The 16,824-nt window shown below is 65.2% G+C and carries 24 protein-coding genes; 15 read left to right on the forward strand and 9 right to left on the reverse strand.

The window, feature by feature from the left end; genetic code table 11:
- The 3 genes from BIU95_RS15190 to BIU95_RS15200 all read right to left on the reverse strand — a co-directional run.
- Positions 1-181, reverse strand: a 181-nt coding sequence (locus BIU95_RS15190; protein ID WP_139179839.1) for a glycosyltransferase, incomplete at its 3' end; no start/stop codon positions are given.
- A gap of 421 nt (positions 182-602) precedes the next feature.
- Positions 603-1,295, reverse strand: a complete 693-nt coding sequence (locus BIU95_RS17900; protein WP_082046942.1) for a TIGR02391 family protein — start codon at positions 1,293-1,295, stop codon at positions 603-605.
- A 58-nt stretch (positions 1,296-1,353) separates the two neighbouring features.
- Positions 1,354-1,872 carry a hypothetical protein gene (locus BIU95_RS15200; RefSeq protein ID WP_071252055.1) on the reverse strand — a complete coding sequence of 173 codons (519 nt, stop codon included), beginning with the start codon at positions 1,870-1,872 and terminating at the stop codon, positions 1,354-1,356.
- A 170-nt stretch (positions 1,873-2,042) separates the two neighbouring features.
- Here BIU95_RS15200 and BIU95_RS15205 point away from each other — a divergent pair, with 170 nt between their 5' ends.
- The 6 genes from BIU95_RS15205 to BIU95_RS15230 all read left to right on the forward strand — a co-directional run bounded on the left by BIU95_RS15205 (position 2,043) and on the right by BIU95_RS15230 (position 5,690).
- Positions 2,043-2,327: a DUF4190 domain-containing protein gene (locus BIU95_RS15205; RefSeq protein ID WP_042539493.1), complete on the forward strand. Its 285-nt coding sequence runs from the start codon at positions 2,043-2,045 to the stop codon at positions 2,325-2,327.
- A 9-nt stretch (positions 2,328-2,336) separates the two neighbouring features.
- Positions 2,337-3,200, forward strand: coding sequence for a DUF3592 domain-containing protein (locus tag BIU95_RS15210; RefSeq protein WP_071252056.1), 864 nt, complete (start codon positions 2,337-2,339; stop codon positions 3,198-3,200).
- A 226-nt stretch (positions 3,201-3,426) separates the two neighbouring features.
- Positions 3,427-3,585: an SH3 domain-containing protein gene (locus BIU95_RS19125; RefSeq protein WP_231564086.1), complete on the forward strand. Its 159-nt coding sequence runs from the start codon at positions 3,427-3,429 to the stop codon at positions 3,583-3,585.
- Positions 3,586-3,589: 4 nt separating this feature from the next.
- Positions 3,590-4,087 carry an RES family NAD+ phosphorylase gene (locus tag BIU95_RS15220; RefSeq protein ID WP_071252057.1) on the forward strand — a complete coding sequence of 166 codons (498 nt, stop codon included), beginning with the start codon at positions 3,590-3,592 and terminating at the stop codon, positions 4,085-4,087.
- Between the two features lie 291 nt (positions 4,088-4,378).
- Entirely contained in the window at positions 4,379-5,044 is a 666-nt protein-coding gene (locus BIU95_RS15225; RefSeq protein WP_139179840.1) for a hypothetical protein, read from the forward strand.
- 73 nt (positions 5,045-5,117) lie between these two features.
- Complete coding sequence (locus BIU95_RS15230) at positions 5,118-5,690, forward strand: GntR family transcriptional regulator (protein WP_083389404.1); 573 nt, start codon at positions 5,118-5,120, stop codon at positions 5,688-5,690.
- A gap of 93 nt (positions 5,691-5,783) precedes the next feature.
- On the opposite strand, the gene BIU95_RS15235 is transcribed toward BIU95_RS15230, so the two are convergent.
- Positions 5,784-5,954: a CsbD family protein gene (locus tag BIU95_RS15235; protein WP_042541276.1), complete on the reverse strand. Its 171-nt coding sequence runs from the start codon at positions 5,952-5,954 to the stop codon at positions 5,784-5,786.
- A 407-nt stretch (positions 5,955-6,361) separates the two neighbouring features.
- Between BIU95_RS15235 and BIU95_RS18830 the strand changes: the two genes are divergently transcribed.
- Positions 6,362-6,514, forward strand: a complete 153-nt coding sequence (locus tag BIU95_RS18830; RefSeq protein ID WP_156155414.1) for a hypothetical protein — start codon at positions 6,362-6,364, stop codon at positions 6,512-6,514.
- 511 nt (positions 6,515-7,025) lie between these two features.
- Here the strand turns inward: BIU95_RS18830 and BIU95_RS15240 are convergent.
- On the reverse strand, positions 7,026-7,991 hold the full coding sequence (locus BIU95_RS15240; RefSeq protein ID WP_071252059.1) for a helix-turn-helix domain-containing protein: 966 nt from the start codon (positions 7,989-7,991) through the stop codon (positions 7,026-7,028).
- An 87-nt stretch (positions 7,992-8,078) separates the two neighbouring features.
- Positions 8,079-8,705 (reverse strand): recombinase family protein, encoded by a 627-nt coding sequence (locus tag BIU95_RS15245; protein ID WP_231564136.1) that lies wholly within the window; start codon positions 8,703-8,705, stop codon positions 8,079-8,081.
- Positions 8,706-8,985: 280 nt separating this feature from the next.
- Here BIU95_RS15245 and BIU95_RS15250 point away from each other — a divergent pair, with 280 nt between their 5' ends.
- Positions 8,986-9,600, forward strand: coding sequence for an SLATT domain-containing protein (locus BIU95_RS15250; RefSeq protein ID WP_071252060.1), 615 nt, complete (start codon positions 8,986-8,988; stop codon positions 9,598-9,600).
- Complete coding sequence (locus tag BIU95_RS15255; RefSeq protein ID WP_071252061.1) at positions 9,597-10,883, forward strand: nucleotidyltransferase; 1,287 nt, start codon at positions 9,597-9,599, stop codon at positions 10,881-10,883. The genes BIU95_RS15250 and BIU95_RS15255 overlap by 4 nt, the downstream gene beginning before the upstream one ends.
- Before the next feature lie 100 nt (positions 10,884-10,983).
- Here the strand turns inward: BIU95_RS15255 and BIU95_RS18380 are convergent, their stop codons facing one another.
- The gene (locus tag BIU95_RS18380) at positions 10,984-11,733 is read right to left on the reverse strand and encodes a hypothetical protein (protein ID WP_139179841.1); all 750 of its coding nucleotides are present in this window, start codon (positions 11,731-11,733) and stop codon (positions 10,984-10,986) included.
- A gap of 105 nt (positions 11,734-11,838) precedes the next feature.
- Positions 11,839-12,183: an Lsr2 family protein gene (locus BIU95_RS15260; protein ID WP_071252062.1), complete on the reverse strand. Its 345-nt coding sequence runs from the start codon at positions 12,181-12,183 to the stop codon at positions 11,839-11,841.
- A gap of 108 nt (positions 12,184-12,291) precedes the next feature.
- Between BIU95_RS15260 and BIU95_RS15265 the strand changes: the two genes are divergently transcribed.
- A complete protein-coding gene (locus BIU95_RS15265) occupies positions 12,292-13,323 on the forward strand; it encodes a YhcG family protein (protein WP_071252063.1) in 1,032 nt (343 codons plus the stop codon).
- Between the two features lie 201 nt (positions 13,324-13,524).
- Here BIU95_RS15265 and BIU95_RS15270 read toward each other — a convergent pair whose 3' ends face one another.
- Complete coding sequence (locus BIU95_RS15270) at positions 13,525-13,869, reverse strand: putative quinol monooxygenase (RefSeq protein WP_042539517.1); 345 nt, start codon at positions 13,867-13,869, stop codon at positions 13,525-13,527.
- A 206-nt stretch (positions 13,870-14,075) separates the two neighbouring features.
- Here BIU95_RS15270 and BIU95_RS15275 point away from each other — a divergent pair, with 206 nt between their 5' ends.
- From BIU95_RS15275 to BIU95_RS15290, 5 genes are all read left to right on the forward strand, one after another.
- On the forward strand, positions 14,076-14,453 hold the full coding sequence (locus tag BIU95_RS15275) for a helix-turn-helix domain-containing protein (protein WP_042539515.1): 378 nt from the start codon (positions 14,076-14,078) through the stop codon (positions 14,451-14,453).
- 94 nt (positions 14,454-14,547) lie between these two features.
- Positions 14,548-14,700, forward strand: coding sequence for a VOC family protein (locus BIU95_RS19235; protein WP_331385091.1), 153 nt, complete (start codon positions 14,548-14,550; stop codon positions 14,698-14,700).
- Between the two features lie 3 nt (positions 14,701-14,703).
- Positions 14,704-14,985 (forward strand): VOC family protein, encoded by a 282-nt coding sequence (locus tag BIU95_RS19240; RefSeq protein WP_331385092.1) that lies wholly within the window; start codon positions 14,704-14,706, stop codon positions 14,983-14,985.
- A 216-nt stretch (positions 14,986-15,201) separates the two neighbouring features.
- Positions 15,202-15,435: a PLDc N-terminal domain-containing protein gene (locus BIU95_RS15285; protein ID WP_042539513.1), complete on the forward strand. Its 234-nt coding sequence runs from the start codon at positions 15,202-15,204 to the stop codon at positions 15,433-15,435.
- Positions 15,436-15,777: 342 nt separating this feature from the next.
- Positions 15,778-16,677: a MerR family transcriptional regulator gene (locus BIU95_RS15290; protein WP_042539511.1), complete on the forward strand. Its 900-nt coding sequence runs from the start codon at positions 15,778-15,780 to the stop codon at positions 16,675-16,677.
- Positions 16,678-16,824 lie beyond the last annotated feature (147 nt).

Here is a 16,824-nt window from a genome sequence, read left to right on the forward strand (position 1 = left end):
GGTCGGTCTCGGTCGCGATGGCGTCCGCGATGTCGCCGGTGCCGTCGGGCGAGTTGTCGTCGACGACGAGCACGTGCACCGTGGCGTCCGTCGCGGCCAGCGTGCGTTCGACGATGGGCCGGACGTTCTCGGCTTCGTCGTAGGTCGGGATGATGACCAGGGCAGACACGTTCGCGGTCATCCTTCACACAGAGGGGAGCGGGAGCTGCTGATCGCTGAGCTCCGACGGCAGCAGCCTACGAGAACCGAACCGTCGAAGCCGCCGACAGGTGCGGTCGGTTGAGTAGCCGCCTCGACTACCACGTGTTTCGGCGGCGTCCTTGATGGGTATCGGCGATCAAGACTGGTTCGGAGCCGTCGGAGCCGTCGGAGCCGTCGGAGCCGTCGGAGCCGTCGGAGTCGCTTCCTCACCTACCGGCGCCCGGCGTCCTTCGTGCCCCGAGCGGACACCGTCCTGGTGATGAATCCCAACGACACCATGCGCCTCCAAGCAGGCGGCGTCCTCGATAAATAGGGCGGAGTGCAGACGGCCCGCTTGCGGCTCCGCACACAGCGCTGGGCCGAGACCCGGCAACTCCGCCGAGAGCAGGCCGCCGTGACCGTCACCGGACCCTGGGCACTCGGCTCAGCATCCGCAGGAGAAGATCCGCAAGCTGCACAACCTCCGCGGCCTCGAGCGGGTCGCGGAAGAGAACGATTCGGTGACTCGCGGGATTCTTGAACGCACCGATAGCGCCGGCGAAGAGCTGCATGGTCGCAACCCGCTCTCCCGCCTCAGCGTCCGGGTCAGTAAGAGGCCCCGTTTCCTTGAACGCCTCCTGCATGAGCTTCACGCCGACGAGTCCGTCCGGAAGGCCGCTGAGTTCTCGCACTCGAACCTCGACAGCCTTCATCGCAGCGAACGCGGCGGTCTCGTAGTCACCTCGTACGAACGCCGGCAACGCGGACACACGAAGCTCGGGAGACAGGTTGGGCGATAACAGCTCATCGCCCTGCAGCTGCAGAAGCGCGTTCGGGTCTTCAGCGAGTTCTGCGCCTTGCCGTGTGACCCGCTGCCAGCCGCCTGACGATCCGTTCGGTCCGACACATCCGTGCGCCACAATCCACGCCCACCCATCGCTGAGCCGCCCAACCAGGGCCTTCCGATCCGGCTCACTTGAGTAGGTGTGATCGCCGCCGACAACGACGTTGTGACCGTTCACCGTCGCTCCCTCGCCGCCTTGCGAACGCAGGATCGCTACGGCGATCTCTTCGGTGGTGCCGCGACGGAGCAGATCGGCAGTCACTTCACTCATGCCCCGAACCTAGACGCTTCGCTCTGTCTCTAGCAGTCGAGGGGTGCCGCGCTGAACCTCAAATCATCGAGGCGACTGCCCAGAAATCCGGCCCGGGCTTGCTGACCAGCCGCTGGTCGGCGAACGACCCGTCAGCGAAGGTGATTCGCGCGACCGGGACGCCACCCTGGGCCGTCTTGCCGGTGTCGACGATCGAGGACACCTGGGACCGCGGAACGGTGACGAGGTGCTCGGCCGGTAGCTGGTTCCCCGTCATCCCGAGGTCCCACATCGACAGGTTCTGCTCGCTGATCACCATGAGGTATGGGCCGGCCTCGTTCGGCAGGCTGCGTGCCGTCGAGCCTTCGTCGCCGCCGATGTGGTTCGACCGTGACACCGCCGTCTCGACCGCCGAGGTCACGAGGTTCAGCAGCCGGCCGTCGACGCCGACGCCGCCCCCACCGCGCTTGAAACCGCTCGGGATCACCTGGCAGTGGACCAGGACGCGGTCCCCGTCGGGGAGCAACTGGCCGATCTCCGACGCGACGTCGATCGCCGGGCCGGTGAAGAGCGCCTTGTACTTGTCCATCAGTCCCATGAAACCCGTCCTCGTCTCGTCGGGGAGCACGCTCCTCGTGCTCCGTCGCGACGACGGTAACGGCTTGCCAGTTGTTGATGGAAGCGCTTACAAAATCGGCGCGCTCGCGGTCGGAAGAGGATTTTCGAGACGGTTCACGCAAAAAACAGATGTGAGATACGGTCCTGGCCGTGACTTCTCAGCAGCCCTCCACGCGCTACCCGTCAACCGCGCACCACGCACCTGCGCCGCGGACAAACACGCTCGCGATCGTTTCGCTCGTGCTGGCCTTCTTCGCTCCGCTCATCGGCTTCGTCCTGGGCTTCGTCGCGCTCTCGCAGGTGAAGTCCCGTTCGGAGAACGGTCGCAGACTCGCACTGGCAGCAGTGATCGTCGGCGGGGTCATCACCGCGCTGTACGTCGTCCTGATCATCGCCGTCGCCGTGGCCGGTTCCTCGACGCCGACGCAGTACTGATCACCGCCGATGAGCACGACTGATCCGTCCGCCGCGAGGCAGAGCCGCGAAACGCGTCTCCGTGGCAGCGCCGTTGCCCTGACGATGACACTGGTCGGCGCGGCCCTCGTCGTCGCTGCGGGCGCCGTGTCCGGCTACGCCATCGGATCGTTCACCGGCGTGTTCCGGGAGATGCAGCTCAACAGCGTCTTCTCGCACTCCCCTGACCCGGATCATCCGTGGTGGGCAGCACCGACGGCCGTCTTCGGATCCATGATCGCCGTGGCGGTGTACTCGCGATGGAACCACCGCTTCACCGGGAGGTCGGCAGACTTCGCCGGCGCAGGCCCCGGGAGCCTGTGGCTGATCGGCGCCGCTGCTGGACTGTGGTGGACCACCACCGTCCTCTGGCCCGCCCCCGACCGCGTCGGTACCGCCGTCGACGCGGAGTTCGGCCGTGACACGGCGTGGGGGATCGGCGGGTGGGTCTGGTACGCATCCGCCTGGTGGCTCCCCGGCCTGTTCACCGCGCTGGCGCTCGTGGCGCTCTTGCTGGGCACCATCGGCCGTCGCGGACAACGCGACCGTCGCGGTCGCGTCACGGCGCTCCTGTCGGCTGGGCACCGGACCCCGGGGACCGTCACCGCTGTGAGCGGCACGACGACCCCCGATGCGGCGCTCACGCTCCTCCGCTGGACCTTCACCTTCACCGACGCCGCTGGCCAGACTCGATGGGTCGAGCGCACCAACGGATTCCCCCACGGGTCGGCCCCGACGGTCGGTGCGACCATCGCCGTCCTCCACGACCCGAAGAACCCGGCGGACAAGCGGTCGATCTTCGCGGCCGTGACCGGTGGCGACAGCCCTGATGACTACCTCCGGCCCGGGATGTGACGACGTGCAGGACTCCCCGCGTGCGCCGCTTCCGACGCCCTCCCGCCGCAGGGTGCGCGCCGATCACACCGTCCCAGATCGAGCTCCGCACCGGTTCGAGGCCGGGGACACCGTCGCGCTCGGCAAGCGTGACACCGAATGGCCGGCGTTCGTGTTCGTCACCGCTCGGGACGGGAGCGGGTGGGTGCCCGTCCGTCACGTCGACACGACGAGCTCACCGCCCAGGATGCGCACTGCATACGACACGCAGGAGATCCCCGCCTCCGAAGGGGAAGTCGTGCACCTGCTCCGGGACGACCCCGAGAGCGGTTGGGTGTGGTGTCGCAAGACCGACGGACGCGAGGGGTGGCTTCCCCACCGGGCACTCGAACTGAACCGAGGCTGATGCGATGAACAGTGCCGATCCGCTCTTCGCTCCCGTCGTCCGTGGGACGTTCCACCGGGCCATCGACCCGCGCAACCACCAGTTCGCGATCGCCGGGTCGCGCGCCGCTGGCCGCTACTCACGAGCAGATGAGCCCACCCTGTACCTGAGTTCCTCGGTCGAAGGCGTCGACGCGGCGCTAATCGCCCACAGGGACGCCAGGGCGAGCGCACTCGAGATCATCGAGCTCGACGTCGAAGCAGCCGGCATCGTCGACCTGCGGGACCCCGAAGCCCGGTCGCGGATCGGGATCGACCTCGCCGACGCGATGGCACCGTGGCAACAGGACGCCGATGCTGGCGGCACGCCGGCGTCCTGGTCGGTGCGCGACCGCCTCGTCGAGGTCGGAGCGGCGGGTCTGATCGATCCCTCGCGGAGACGACCCGATCTCTGGCATCTCGTTCTCTTCCGCTGGAACGAACCGAACGCCCCCACTGTGCGCATCCGAGAGCGTGACCGCTGACTGCCGAGGGTGGTGAGCCTCCTGTCCGGGAGACGCGACCAGCCGCCGCCCCGTCACGCACTCGGATCAGGACCAACCGGCGATCCCGCGTCGATCCCGCGTCGACGTCGCATGCGGTATTGATCTCAACCATCGTTGAGATCGTACGGTGACGGCATGACCACCCCCTCCCACGACGAGAACGCCATGCCCTAGGGCAGAGGCGTTCAGCTAGCCGATCGGCCACCGGGTGCCAACGCACTGCCCACTACCTGGTTGAGGTACAGTCCCGCCAACTGGGGAGGTTCGATGATGGGTGCGATTCTCAGCGCTGCAGCGTGGGTGGTCCTGAACGCGGCGATCGTGACCGGTGCGCTCTGGGTATGGGGCAGCGAGCCGAGGACGGCGCGCAGAACACAAGGCATGATCCTTCTCACGAGCTTTCTGCTCTTCATCCCGGGTCTGGCGCCGCTTCTGCTCCAGGATTGGCTGTTGCAGCGTGTGGTGTTCTTCCCGCTCGGTGTCGCCGTGGTGAGCGTCGTCCTCCTGGTCGTGCTCGAAGTCCGGTTCCGGGTTGAACGGCGGCGACGGCGCAGGGAGGATCTGCTGCGTGGTTACCCGCCTCGGCCCCGGATCATCGATGGGTGGGGCGCGTTCTGGATCGGTGTGGTGACGGGCCTTGTGGCGTGGGCGGGGCTCTTCGGTGCAGCATTCGTGTGGTGGTGGGTTTCAGCGTTGGTCGTCGTGGCTGACGGAGGCCTGGACCACCGGTGGGATGGGATCAGCCCCAACGTGTCACCGGCGATGTCGGGGGTAGGACTCGTCATCGGCGTCGTCGTGGGCGTCGCCGTCTGGCGGCACGGGGTCATGCGAGCGCAGGACTGGGAGCAGCTGCAAGCCGGCCTCCAGCACCGAGAGACCGTCGCGGCGCAGCGTGCGGTGCTGGAGCAGGCCGCGGGCAGCGCGCTCGTCGAGTAGCGGCGTCCACCGAGCTGGCGACTCGTCAGTGAAGCACACCACGCCCCGCTGATATTCGGGATATGGTCCTGGCATGCCTGTTCCGAAGTCTCCGACCAGCCAGGGTCCCCGCCGTCTTCTCCGTGATGTCGTTTACGAGCAGATGCTTGAGGCGATCGAGAACGGCACGCTCGAGGCAGGGGAGCGGCTGAACGATGAGGAGCTCACGAGCTGGCTCGGGGTCTCCCGTACTCCGGTGCGGGAAGCGATCGCCCGGCTCGAGTCCGAAGGGCTCGTCGAGATGGCCGCGAACCGGTACACCCGGGTCGCCAGCCTCTCCGGCCCCGCGCACGACCAGGCGGCCATGCTCCTGGCCGCGCTGCACGCGTGGGCGATCGGCCACGCGGGCGAAGCGACCGCCGAAGCGCGGAAGACCGGGTCCGCCGCCGCGAGCAAGCTCACCGCCGGTATCGTCGCGCACGACGTCGACGCTTACCGGGGCCTGCAGGACGCAGTCGCGGCGCTCATCGCCGGGTTCGACAACCCGCTGTACACGGCGACCGAGGCCGCGGTGCGCGGCCGGGTGAAGTTCCATGCCCCTGCCCCGGACGCGAAGATCGACTGGTATGCGGCGGCCGCCACGGCTGGCGCCCTGACGAAGGTCTGACCAGCCGACCCGAACGCGGAGCGCACCGCCCGGACTCAAAAATGCTGATGGCCCGTCTCCTGTTAGGGACGGGCCATCAACGTGTGCTGCGTGCTACTTGAAGACGTCCTTGACGTCCTCGCCAACCTTCTTCGTCGACGCAGCGGCCTGGTCCTTCTGACCCTCAGCTTTGAGGCTGTCATCGCCCTTGTGATCGCCAACGGCTTCCTTCGCCTTGCCGGCGATGTCCTGCGCGGCGTTCTTGATCTTGTCGTCGAGTCCCATGCTCATCTCCTCCGTCATTCGCACACCGTTGCGCGTGCCTCGAACGTACCCACGCCCGAGGGTGGCCAGGCAGCCACCATCAGGCGGACGGGGGACGAACGTATTTGCGGAGCAAACGTGCACGGGGCATCCAGGTGGGCGAGGGACACTCCGGCTGTTCGCGTGCAGATATTTTGTCCGCGTGCCTCTGCCGCAGAGGGTGCCGCGACAGGAGGAAGCGCCGTCGTGACGATTCGGGTTCGACGCGACGGCGCTCTCATCACACTTCGTCGTTCGAGCCGCGACACATGTCCCCGTGCGCCGCTGTAGCGATGCTGGCCGTGATTCGAGTCACGGTCGAGTTCCATGCAGGGGACGACGTAACTGGGCTAAGCGCCGATCTAGGCTGCCCGAGTGGAACAGCAGCAGTGCCTGAGCGTGTTCGGTCCCTGGCGGACACGGCGCGCGAGGTGCTCCGCCGCTATGCCCGCATCCACCAGCAACGCCTCACCGACGTCGCCTCCGCCGTGGCGCAAGGCAACCTGCCGCTCGAAGCGCTCGACGTCACCCCCAACCCCTGACCTGGTTGCCCGAGGAGGGCGCCCGGCGCGCGGTGCGCGCTACCGGGACGCCGACATGTGGTGCTCAGCCGGACGGGTTGTCGATCGGTCGGTCGTTCTCGTCGGTCCCGTCGATCGGGTCGACTTCCTCCGGCGACGCAACATCGTCCGAGTCGTGGTCGTGGTGCGAGGTGTCGCTCATGCTGGTTCCTGCCCGATAGTGCGTGGTGGTCGGTGTGTGCGGAGCGTACGCCGGCGCACTCGCCATGTTCACGGCAGGGTCGGTCCCGCGACAGATGGGCCGCCGGCGGGCCGCCGTCCTGCAGCGTAGAAGAGGCGAGCGACGTTCTGCGGACTTCTCACTTCTCGGCTGGCGATGCCGCCCGTATGGTCTCTCCGGGACGCTTCACCAGCTCCCCGGGCTGGAGTTGAGCGTGCGCTCCTCCGGCCCGTCCCCTGGTGCAACGTGCCGATGTTGCTTCGTGGCTGCGAGCATGACGAACAGCTCGCCGCCGGGCAGCACCAGTGACGCTCACGAGCGACGAAGCGTTTGGCGGGGGTACTCGCCGAAGCAGTCGGCATAGGCGGCCGAGAACCTGCCCATGTGGGAGAAGCCCCAGCGGCGCGCGACGTCGCTGATACGCGTTGTTCCGGGGTCGAGAGTGCGGAGCTCCTCGTGCACGCGGGTCAGCCGCACTTCCCTGAGGTAGCTCAGGGGAGCGCGGTCCAAGCTGCGGTGAAACGCATCCTGTACGCCGCGGATGCTGAGCCCTGCAGCGTCGGCGATGTCCTGGACAACGACCCGTTCGGCCGCGTGAGCGTGGATGTACTCGACGGCGGCGCGGAGCCGATGATCGCTGTGGCTGCTGCGACCGATCGGCAGCATCTCGGTGTGCAGAGGGTAGAGGTGCAGCAGAGACCGGGCGACGTTGCGTTGCGCTTCGTGCCACACCAATGACGACGGACCACCCGCTTGCAACGCGCGCACGGCGCCAGCGACAGCGTTCCGCCAGAGCGCACTGCTGTTGCCGTCTGGCTCAACCTGGTGATCGAACGCGAGCGGCCCGGCGACCACGTGCTGCTCAGCGGCGACTTCGAGGAGGAGATCGCGGCGCACATGCACGAGTCGTTGGTCCCAGTCCTGGTACTCGAACTCGAATCGGCGGTCCGCCGGGAACATGACGGGAACCCCTGGGCGCATGTGGATATCGGCGGCGGCGACGTCGACGCGGGCGCCGCCGCGCTCCAGCCACTGCACGACGACCTCGCTTTCGGTGGCGACGTCGCCGCGGAGGTAGCCGTGCATCTGGGATCGCCGCACGCTCAGCAGGTCATCACCGACCCCGACGTACTTGAACCAGAAGTTCTCGTCGACCGGGCGGGCGTACCAGCTTCGGCCCGCGTAGAGGCCTGCGAGCGACGCGATCGCGGTGTCAGTATCCCGTCCAGACGCGGCCACGAGCGTGGACGCTGGCAGAAGCACCGGGGTGTCGGACATGCACCCAGTGTGGGACGCAGAGACAAAACGCGTCGAGATTCTCCACATCCCGCACAAAGTCCAGGCCGTCGCAAGCCGCCGAGGGAGTCAGCGAAGCGGCGCGCTCTCAGGCCGCAGATCCGATTGGGCCGGCGCGAGGGCGCTGGGGGCCAGCATCCGATAGAGCGTCGTGCGGTCGACGCCCAGGTCACGCGCCACGGCAGCCTTGGGTACACCAGTGCTGATCAGCCGCCGTGCTTCGATGACCTGGTCGTCCGTCAGCTTCCGGGCTCGTCCCTTGTACTTGCCAGCCGCCTTCGCGATCCGGATCCCCTCGCGCTGCCGCTCGCGGATGAGGGTGCGCTCGAACTCTGCAAACGCACCGAGGAGGTTGAGCATGAGCCGGCCGATCGCGTCGTCGGTGTCACGGCTGTAGGTCTGCTGCTCTTTGACGAACATGACCGACGCGCCCTTTGATGTGATCTCGTCGACGATGTCCCGAAGATCCCCGAGGGAGCGCGCGAGACGATCCATCGAAGCAACGCGAACCGTGTCGCCGTCGCGGACGTACCTGATGCAGTCGAGCAGCGCCTCTCGATCGGTGCGGGATCCTCCGGAGACCTTCTCCTCGAACACCCGGTCGACGTCGCCGATCGCCTCGAGCTGTCGATCAAGGTTCTGATCGGACGAGCTCGCTCGAACGTAAGCGACGGTCTGCGTCTTGTGTTGCACCACCCCTAGACCCTCGCACACTTCTGTCGCAAAAGCCGATCAGGCACCCTAAAACCACGCGAAACACCCCGGTGGCGGTCAGTTGCAATGAGGTATACCCCATAACCACGATGGATTCGACAGTAGTGCGCGATGGTTGCTTGCTTTCCCACTTCCTCGCGAGCGAGCAGCCGCGTGTGCCGGCAGCAGCAGGTGTCGCTCGGGGGTGCACTTTTCTCGAGGGAAGGAGTGAGTGCAGTTGTCGGTGGTCACACCTAATCTAGGTTCTGGCAGCGTCGGCGAGATGGGGTACATCGTGACAGCAACTGGCACCCGGGATGGGGCCGTGGACACTTCACACCTGCTCGCGCAGGTGCGGGAGTTGTACGGGCGCATTGCGTACACCCACAAGACCCATGAAAAGCAAGCCGATTTGTTCGAACGCAAGGATCGCAGGCAGCGAAAGATTCGCGTCGGCTTGACAGCGGTGAGCTCGGGTGCGTTTCTCGCGTCGCTCCTAGGGCTGCTGCTTGACGAGAAGTGGGCAGCGGTAGCGACTTCGTTCATCGCTGTACTACTGTCGGCGTCCAGCCTGGCAGACAAAACCTTCCGCTACGGCGAAGAGATGCAGCAGCATCGGGCGGCAGCTGTCGCGCTATGGGACCTTCGCGAGTCCTATCTTTCACTGATCGTCACCATCAAATCTGGTGAAAGCGACATCCCGGCCATCGAACGCCGCCGAGATGAGCTTCAAAGTCGCGCTGCTGCCGTACTGGCCGACGCGCCACGGACCAGCTCGTTGGCGTACTCAGCCGCGCAGGTTGCCTTGCAGTCGAACGAGGAACTCACGTTCTCAGAAGCTGAAGTGGATCACCTCCTTCCGGTGCACCTCCGTCAGAACAAAGGCGCTGCAGAATGACGACGACCAGCGACATGTTCGACGGCTTGATGACGAATCTCACCGTCGACACGAGTGACAAAATTGCACAACGACGCGACGAAATCACGAAAAGCTTGAATTTTGAATTTCGAAGCATAGAAGGATCCACTGCGAACAAGCTGATGGTCGGCTCCTATGGTCGGTGGACCGCGACTCGCGGCATCTCCGACCTAGACTTGCTATTCATTCTCCCCGCTAGCGTCCGCAACGATTACACTAAAGCCGGTGGGCCGTCGAGGCTCCTTGCGCGCGTAAGGAAGGCAATCGAGAAGCGGTACGCGAATACGTCGGTGACCGTTGATCGACTTGTTGTTGTGGTGCATTTCAGAGACTTCAAGTTCGAGGTGCAGCCGGTATTCGAAAATACCGACTCTTATTCGTATCCCGACACAAAGTCAGATTCCTGGAAGCTTACAAAGCCGCGGGCGGAAATCGATGAGATGCGGGCGGAGAATATCCGTACCAACGGCAGCCTTCGACGGCTCTGCAAGCTAGTCCGGGCATGGAAGAACAAGCACGGTGTGCCGATTAGCGGGCTCCTCATCGACACACTCGTTTACAACTTCATCGGGGACCGAACGGAGTTTCATTCGTCGAGTGCGGTGTTCGACGACGAGATGGTCAAGGAGTTCTTCCTGTTTCTGGCTGAGGAAGAAGATCACGACTTCTATGCCGCAGTTGGCAGTAAGCAACGAGTTGCGGTGAAGGGGCGCTTCCAGCCAAAGGCGCGCAAGGCATACAACCTTGCGTTGAAAGCTATCGAGGCTGACGGCCAGAAGAACGCCTACAAGAAGTGGCGAGATATTTTTGGCCGGGTCGTACCCGCACCTGCGTCGGATGCCCTTGCCGCATCGGCGACGCGTTTCGCTGATACGGAGGAATTCGTCGAGGATTCGTACAGGGTTGACATTCGTTATAGCGTCGGCATCGACTGCGAGGTGACGCAAGATGGGTTCCGCCCGTCGATGCTCCGGGAGATGCTGCAACGTCGCACTTGGTTGCTCCCACGAAAGCAGCTTAAGTTCAGGATCGTCCATACGGATGTCCCTGGCCCGTTCGTTGTGCGGTGGAAGGTTCTAAATCGCGGGCCAGAAGCCGAGAGGCGGGACGCAATCCGCGGCGGCCTGATTGAGCCGAATTACGGACGTGAGCGGCACGAGACAACATCCTTCAGCGGTACCCACCATGTGGAGTGCTATCTAATTCAGGACGGCACCGTTGTCGCGCGCGACGACATCGAAGTGCCCATCACCACTAGTTAGTCGCAAGGCGTGGTTATTTCAATTGGTCGTCGTGCGGCCTTGCGCGACTCCAGAGGGTAAACGGATCCCCGCGACGAGCGAAAATCCTGGGGCCTGCTTGTTAAGCTGGGCTCCATCCAAGCGAGTAGGCGACGGCCGCGGTTACGACACCGGCCACGACGGTGCCGAGGACCGAAAGCGCAGCGACTTGAACATCACGTTTGTAACCGTTGCGACGGCGGATGATGTCGAGGCGACTCTCTAGGGCGATACGGTGGCCCGCGGTTCGATGGAGACCATTGAGTCGCTGCTTGGTTTGCTTCCAGCCAAAGCGGATGATGACAAGGGCAACTATCCATCCCAGGACGTGTGCTGCAGGGGGCATAGATGCTGTCCGCTCCACTATCAGCCAAAGGAGCGCCAGAAGAATCGTGAAGGCCACCGCTCCGAGGGTCTCAAGGCGTTTCCAGTCCACGAGTGGACGCTTCTCGCCCAGCAAGCGATCGACGATGCGGTCCCGCCAATGAGCACCGTTAGGCTCGACTGCCACGGAGGGGCCAGCGAAGGCGATCATGACACTCCTTGGCTCGCCATCGAGGTCCGGTCTGCTGTGTGACTGAATCGAAAGTCGGCGTCGCTCTTCCTCGGTCATGCTGGGAAGGTCATCCACCGATACTTCGCGATCGGAGCTGTTGGGACCTGATGCGTGGATCATCAGTATGGGCTCCTGCGCTGACCACTCGCGCGCCAGCTGAATGACATCACGTAACGAATCAAGATCGACCGCCACTGATCTCGTCCATACGGGTCCGTCGGGGCGACCGTGGTCGGCCAGGCGCGTCCGAGGTCCGAAGATGAAGTCGAGTGTCACTTGGAGAATCTACCTCAAACCTGACATAGAAAACGCCGTATTGGCGCCAATGAGAAGAGCCGGCAGCCCTCGAGGGAGGCCGGCTCTTTTCAAGGGGGAGCGGCGTCAGTGAGCGGCGTCGTATGCGTCGCGGACGGCCTGGCTGATGCGCCCGCGGGAGGAGACCTCGTGGCCGTTCGCGTTCGCCCACTCGCGGATCTTCGCGAGCTCTTCCGAGTTGCCACGCTTCGGCGCGCTGCCGGCGCTGGTGCGGCCAGCGCGGCCCGTGACCTTGCGTGCTGCGGCGATGTAGTCGGAGAACGTTTCGCGGAGCGCGTCGGTGTTGTCGTCGGTCAGATCGATTTCGTAGTGGCCGCCATCGAAAGAGAAGGACACGGTGCGGCCCTTGCCGTCTTCGATGGTGTCGCCGGTGAGGTCGTCGACGAGGTGCGTGGTGACTTTCTGCGCCATGGGAGGTCGCCTTTCGCTCGGGGATCCTCTCCACCCTTGCATAGCTGATCCCGTAGAACGCTGCGTTCGTTCTTCTTCCGATCGGCTGGTCGGGCAGACTGAGCGGTGATGTCTGATTCGTCGCCAGCCGTATCCGGGTATGCCGCTGCTCTTGCCGAGCTGAAGCAGCAAGTGCGCGCCGCCCGATTCACGGCGCAGCGCCGCGTGAACACAGAACTCATCCGTCTGTACTGGGGGATCGGCGCAACGATCCTGCAACGCCAGGGCGATGAAGGGTGGGGGAGCAACGTCGTCGGCCGGCTCGCGACGGATCTGCGTGCTGAATTCCCGGAGATGAAGGGATTCTCCCCGCGGAATCTCGCGTACATGCGTGCGTTCGCAGCGGCCTGGCCGGACGAGCAGATTCTGCAACAGGCTGTTGCACAACTGCCCTGGGGCCACATCACTGTCCTCCTCGACCGGCTCGATGACCACGAGCTCCGCGACTGGTACGCAGGCCAGGCGGCCGCGCACGGGTGGTCGCGGAACGTCCTCGAGCACCAGATCCGGTCCGAGGCGCACACCCGGCTGCAGGCGGCGCCGACGAACTTCGCCGAGATCCTCCCGCCGGGGGACTCGGATCTGGCGCAGCAGATCACGAAGGACCCGTACGTGCTGGACTTCCTCGCCCTCGACGGTGATGCGAAGGAACGCCACCTCGAGCAGGCACTCGTCGACAGGATCATCGATACCCTCCGCGAGCTCGGCGAAGGGTTCGCGTTCGTCGGCCGGCAGGTGCACTTCGACGTCGACGGGGACGACTTCTACGTCGACCTGCTGTTCTTCCACGTCGAGCAGCTCCGGTACGTGGTGATCGAGCTCAAGACCGGGAAGTTCAAGCCCGAGTACCTCGGCCAGCTCGGCTTCTACGTCGCACTCGTCGACGACAAGCTCCGCCGCCCCCAGCACGCCGACACCGTTGGCCTGCTGCTGGTCGCCGACAAGAACGACGCCGTCGTCCGATACTCCCTCGCGGGACAGCAGACCCCGATCGGTGTCGCCAGCTACGACCTCCTCCCGCCCGCGGTCCGCGCTGCCCTGCCCTCGGAAGCCGACCTCGCAGCCGCACTTGCGACGGAGACCAACACCCTCGAGTCCTGACCAGGGGTGCGTGCCACCAGCAGCCCCCGTGTCTCACTAAGGGAACCGTCACCGGGCGCATCGCCGGGCGGGTCTGTTGAGACACCGAGATCCCTGGATCCTGGCGGGCTCCAGAAACGGCCGCGCGTGTCCGGTAGCCGATCCCTCACCGAGACACGGGCGCTGACCCCGGTCCGCAAATCGGTGGGTCGGTGGTTCAGTTCACGTTGGGAGTGCGCCGGCGGTCTGGGTTGCGACGTCGTAGTACTCGGCCTGGTAGTCGATGATGCGGACGTTCTTGAGGACAGCACTGGCGGCTTTGAGGAAGCGCTCGTCGGTCATGTGCGCGTCGATGGCATCTTGGTCACGCCAGCCCTCGGTGAGGTGGATGGTGTTTGGGTCGGTGAGGTCTTCGGCGAAGACGTAGTAGGTGCATCCGTCTTGCTGCGCGGTGGTGCTCAGGTGAGGGATCACGGCGTCGTTGAACGTCTGGCGGTCCTCCGGATGGACCGTGTAGTACGCGCTGATGACCTTGCTGGTGGGGGTGTGCTTGGTGTGCGGAATCATGTCGTTTCCTTCTCGGGTGATGGTCTGTTCCTGTGGGAGCGAAGATGCTGTCCGTCTGCAACGGACTCGAGCCAGTCGTGGACTGCCGCTGCCTCGAACCCGACGAAGCCATCCGGTTGGATCAGATGGGCGAAGACGGTGCTCCCGCAATCAGGTACCTCAGGGATACCTGGTGTTCGGAGGGCACTGCAACGAGACTGGGTGTCGTGACGGATACCGACTACTCACCCGCAGGTCGCATCGAGGTCTCCGCGCCACATCGAGAACTCCTCGACCAAGTCCTGGATCGCTGGTCTCTTCAGGTCCTCAGCGAGCTGTGCGAGGGACCAGCGCGCTTCAACGTGCTCCGCAAGCGGATCCCCGCGGTGACACAGAAGTCCCTGACCGGCACGCTTCGACGACTCGAACGCAACGGGATCATCGAGCGCAACGTCATCAGCACACGTCCGCTTGCCGTCGAGTACCGCATCACGCCGCTCGGGAAGACCATCAAGCGACCCATCGATGCGATTCTCGCGTGGGCGAACACGTACATGCCCTCGATCGAGGCAGCCCGGATCAGCTACGACGACGCGGTCCAGTAACCGAGTGGCACTCCCGACCTGTCCGCGCACGGCAGACGACGGGGCAAGAACAGCGTCTCGTGAATCGATGGTGGTCAGGACGGTAGACAGAGGCATGCCCTCCTCGGACGACGTCCCACACCTGTTCCAGACCGTCATCGACACCCCTGCACCGCGCGAGCTGGCCGAGTTCTACCGGTCACTCCTGGGACTCCGGTACCGCGATGGTGACGCACCCGACGCCGACGAGTCGGAGCAGCCCGAGTAGTTGGTGCTGACCGCCGACGACGGAACTCGCCGCCTGGCCTTCCAACTCGCTCCCGACCTACCACGACCACAGTGGCCGACAGGCTCACCCCCGCAGATGCTCCACCTCGACATGACCGTGGACTCGACATCAGCCCTCGAACAGCAGCGGGCCCGTGCCCTACGGCTCGGAGCGGCACTCCTGACGGACCGGACCGCCGACACCACCGAACCCCTCATCGTCTTCGCTGACCCTTCCGGGCACCCCTTCTGCATCTTCGTCACGCCACGCACCCCGTCCCGATAGCCCATCCTTCATCGGGCGGTCTGGAACTCGAAAGCGCTTCCGGCCGGGTATGGGTCGCTTGCGAGGCGCGCGTGGGTCTGGACGTCGAAGCGCTCAGCACCGTAGCGCAGCTTCTGGCGTTCGATGCCTTCTGCCAGGAAGCCGGCTGCTGAGGCCACTCGGCACGAAGCCAGGCCGTGATTCTCGACCCTCCACATACGAAAGGACCCGGCGCCCGTGAACAACCTCGCCGCATGGCACCTGCTCGTCATCGCCGTCTATCTCGCCTTCATCATCGTCGCGCTCGTTCAGGTTGCTCGTGATCGGCGCCGGAGCGGGACGAACAAGGTCGTATGGGTGGTCATCATCGTGCTCATCCCGGTCATCGGGTTCGTCGGCTGGTTCATCGACTGGGTCCTCGGGGCCGTGACGCGCGGGCTCGACCGTCGCAACTCCCGCACTACCGGCTGACAACACCCAGTGTGCGGCTCCGGTAGGCGAGACCGGGCGCATCGCTCGTGCCGTCTAGTTGCATAGCGGTCCCCGTCGACCGGCTCTAGGCCGTCGGCTGAGCGCGTTGCGAAGGTGTCCGGACAGGGATTACTCACCGGTCACATCTTCGGCCCGTAAAGCAATAAGTCGCCGATCCTCACCACTGATCTAGCAGCCCTCAACAACAGGTGTTGCAGGCGAGCGATGTACACGCCAGCTGACCGGCGTCAGCGTCCTACGTGAGATCGGCTTGCACCTGCCGCAGCGTCATGTGGTCTGCTCGAAGCACGTTAAGTTTCGTCCCCAGCCCGGAGGCCCGCCATGCACCCATTCCCGACGCCTCCCCGTGAGGTCCTGATCGGCGACGCCGCGGCCTTCGTCGGCACCACTCCGCGCGCAATCCGCCACTACCACCAGGTCGGCCTGCTCCCGGAGCGCAAGCGAGGCAGCGACGGTCGACGCCGGTACGGCTATGCAGAGATCATCCGACTGCTCTGGATCCGACGCATGGCCGACGCCGGCATCGCCCTCGACGACGTCCGCGATGCGTTCACCGGTGGCGCACCCGCCGACGCTGACAGCGACGACGAGGTCGCCGGTGTCCTCGCGCGGCTCGAGGACACCCTCGTCGCGCAGATGGCCGAGCTGCAGAAGAAGCTCAGCTCCGTGCAGCGCATGCGTACCCTCGGCAGCCGGCTGGGGCTGCTCGACGACTTCGTTTCCAGCCGCCTCGAGGCCGCACCCGTGGGCTCGCTGCGCCAGGACGACCTCGACACCCTCCTGGTCACCGAGCGCATCTTCGGTCCCCTCGGCGCCATCGCTCAGGCCAGCCGCTTCCTCACCCTCGCCCTTCACCCCGAACTGCGCACCGAGTCCGACCGCGTCGACGCCGCTGAAGCGGCACTCGACGATACGGTCGCCGTCGATGACCCTCGCGTGGCGCAGGTGGCGGCCGAGCGGTACGCCTTCGAGACCACTCTGATGAGCGTTATCGAGGAGTCCGGTCAGCTGGAGGAGGACGACGCTCTCTTCGATGCCTGGGACGAACTGCACCTGCCCAAAGACACCGACACGGCGCCCGACTCCGACACGGCGAAGGACACACGGGTCACCAGCGCGGCGGAGGCGATCCAGGCCATGCCCTATGACTTCTCACCGGCTCGTCTGCGCTCGATGGAGCTGGCGGTGCGGCTCGGCGTATCGGCAGAACAGGCACCCTGAACGGAGCTCGCAGCTGAACCCAAGATCGGCTACCGAGACGGGTCGCGCTCGATGTCGACCCCGCGTAACGGCTGACGACGAGACGTTTACGAGCAGCTTCGCTCCGTGTCGTGGTCGCGTCCCAATCGACGTTCCGATGCGGTTAGG

Source organism: Curtobacterium sp. MCBA15_007 (assembly GCF_001864905.1).
GTDB lineage: Bacteria > Actinomycetota > Actinomycetes > Actinomycetales > Microbacteriaceae > Curtobacterium > Curtobacterium poinsettiae.

Bases quoted from the DNA above. Each gene is read 5' to 3' on its own strand.
- BIU95_RS15270 (WP_042539517.1), bottom strand. From the start codon at position 13,869: ATGATTCCGCACACCAAGCACACCCCCACCAGCAAGGTCATCAGCGCG.
- BIU95_RS19125 (WP_231564086.1), top strand. From the start codon at position 3,427: ATGCGCACTGCATACGACACGCAGGAGATCCCCGCCTCCGAAGGGGAA.
- BIU95_RS15260 (WP_071252062.1), bottom strand. From the start codon at position 12,183: ATGGCGCAGAAAGTCACCACGCACCTCGTCGACGACCTCACCGGCGAC.
- BIU95_RS15210 (WP_071252056.1), top strand. From the start codon at position 2,337: ATGAGCACGACTGATCCGTCCGCCGCGAGGCAGAGCCGCGAAACGCGT.
- BIU95_RS15255 (WP_071252061.1), top strand. From the start codon at position 9,597: ATGACGACGACCAGCGACATGTTCGACGGCTTGATGACGAATCTCACC.
- BIU95_RS15220 (WP_071252057.1), top strand. From the start codon at position 3,590: ATGAACAGTGCCGATCCGCTCTTCGCTCCCGTCGTCCGTGGGACGTTC.
- BIU95_RS15240 (WP_071252059.1), bottom strand. From the start codon at position 7,991: ATGTCCGACACCCCGGTGCTTCTGCCAGCGTCCACGCTCGTGGCCGCG.
- BIU95_RS15265 (WP_071252063.1), top strand. From the start codon at position 12,292: ATGTCTGATTCGTCGCCAGCCGTATCCGGGTATGCCGCTGCTCTTGCC.
- BIU95_RS15235 (WP_042541276.1), bottom strand. From the start codon at position 5,954: ATGGGACTCGACGACAAGATCAAGAACGCCGCGCAGGACATCGCCGGC.
- BIU95_RS17900 (WP_082046942.1), bottom strand. From the start codon at position 1,295: ATGAGTGAAGTGACTGCCGATCTGCTCCGTCGCGGCACCACCGAAGAG.
- BIU95_RS15230 (WP_083389404.1), top strand. From the start codon at position 5,118: ATGCCTGTTCCGAAGTCTCCGACCAGCCAGGGTCCCCGCCGTCTTCTC.
- BIU95_RS19235 (WP_331385091.1), top strand. From the start codon at position 14,548: ATGCCCTCCTCGGACGACGTCCCACACCTGTTCCAGACCGTCATCGAC.
- BIU95_RS15225 (WP_139179840.1), top strand. From the start codon at position 4,379: ATGGGTGCGATTCTCAGCGCTGCAGCGTGGGTGGTCCTGAACGCGGCG.
- BIU95_RS15200 (WP_071252055.1), bottom strand. From the start codon at position 1,872: ATGGGACTGATGGACAAGTACAAGGCGCTCTTCACCGGCCCGGCGATC.
- BIU95_RS15290 (WP_042539511.1), top strand. From the start codon at position 15,778: ATGCACCCATTCCCGACGCCTCCCCGTGAGGTCCTGATCGGCGACGCC.
- BIU95_RS15250 (WP_071252060.1), top strand. From the start codon at position 8,986: ATGGGGTACATCGTGACAGCAACTGGCACCCGGGATGGGGCCGTGGAC.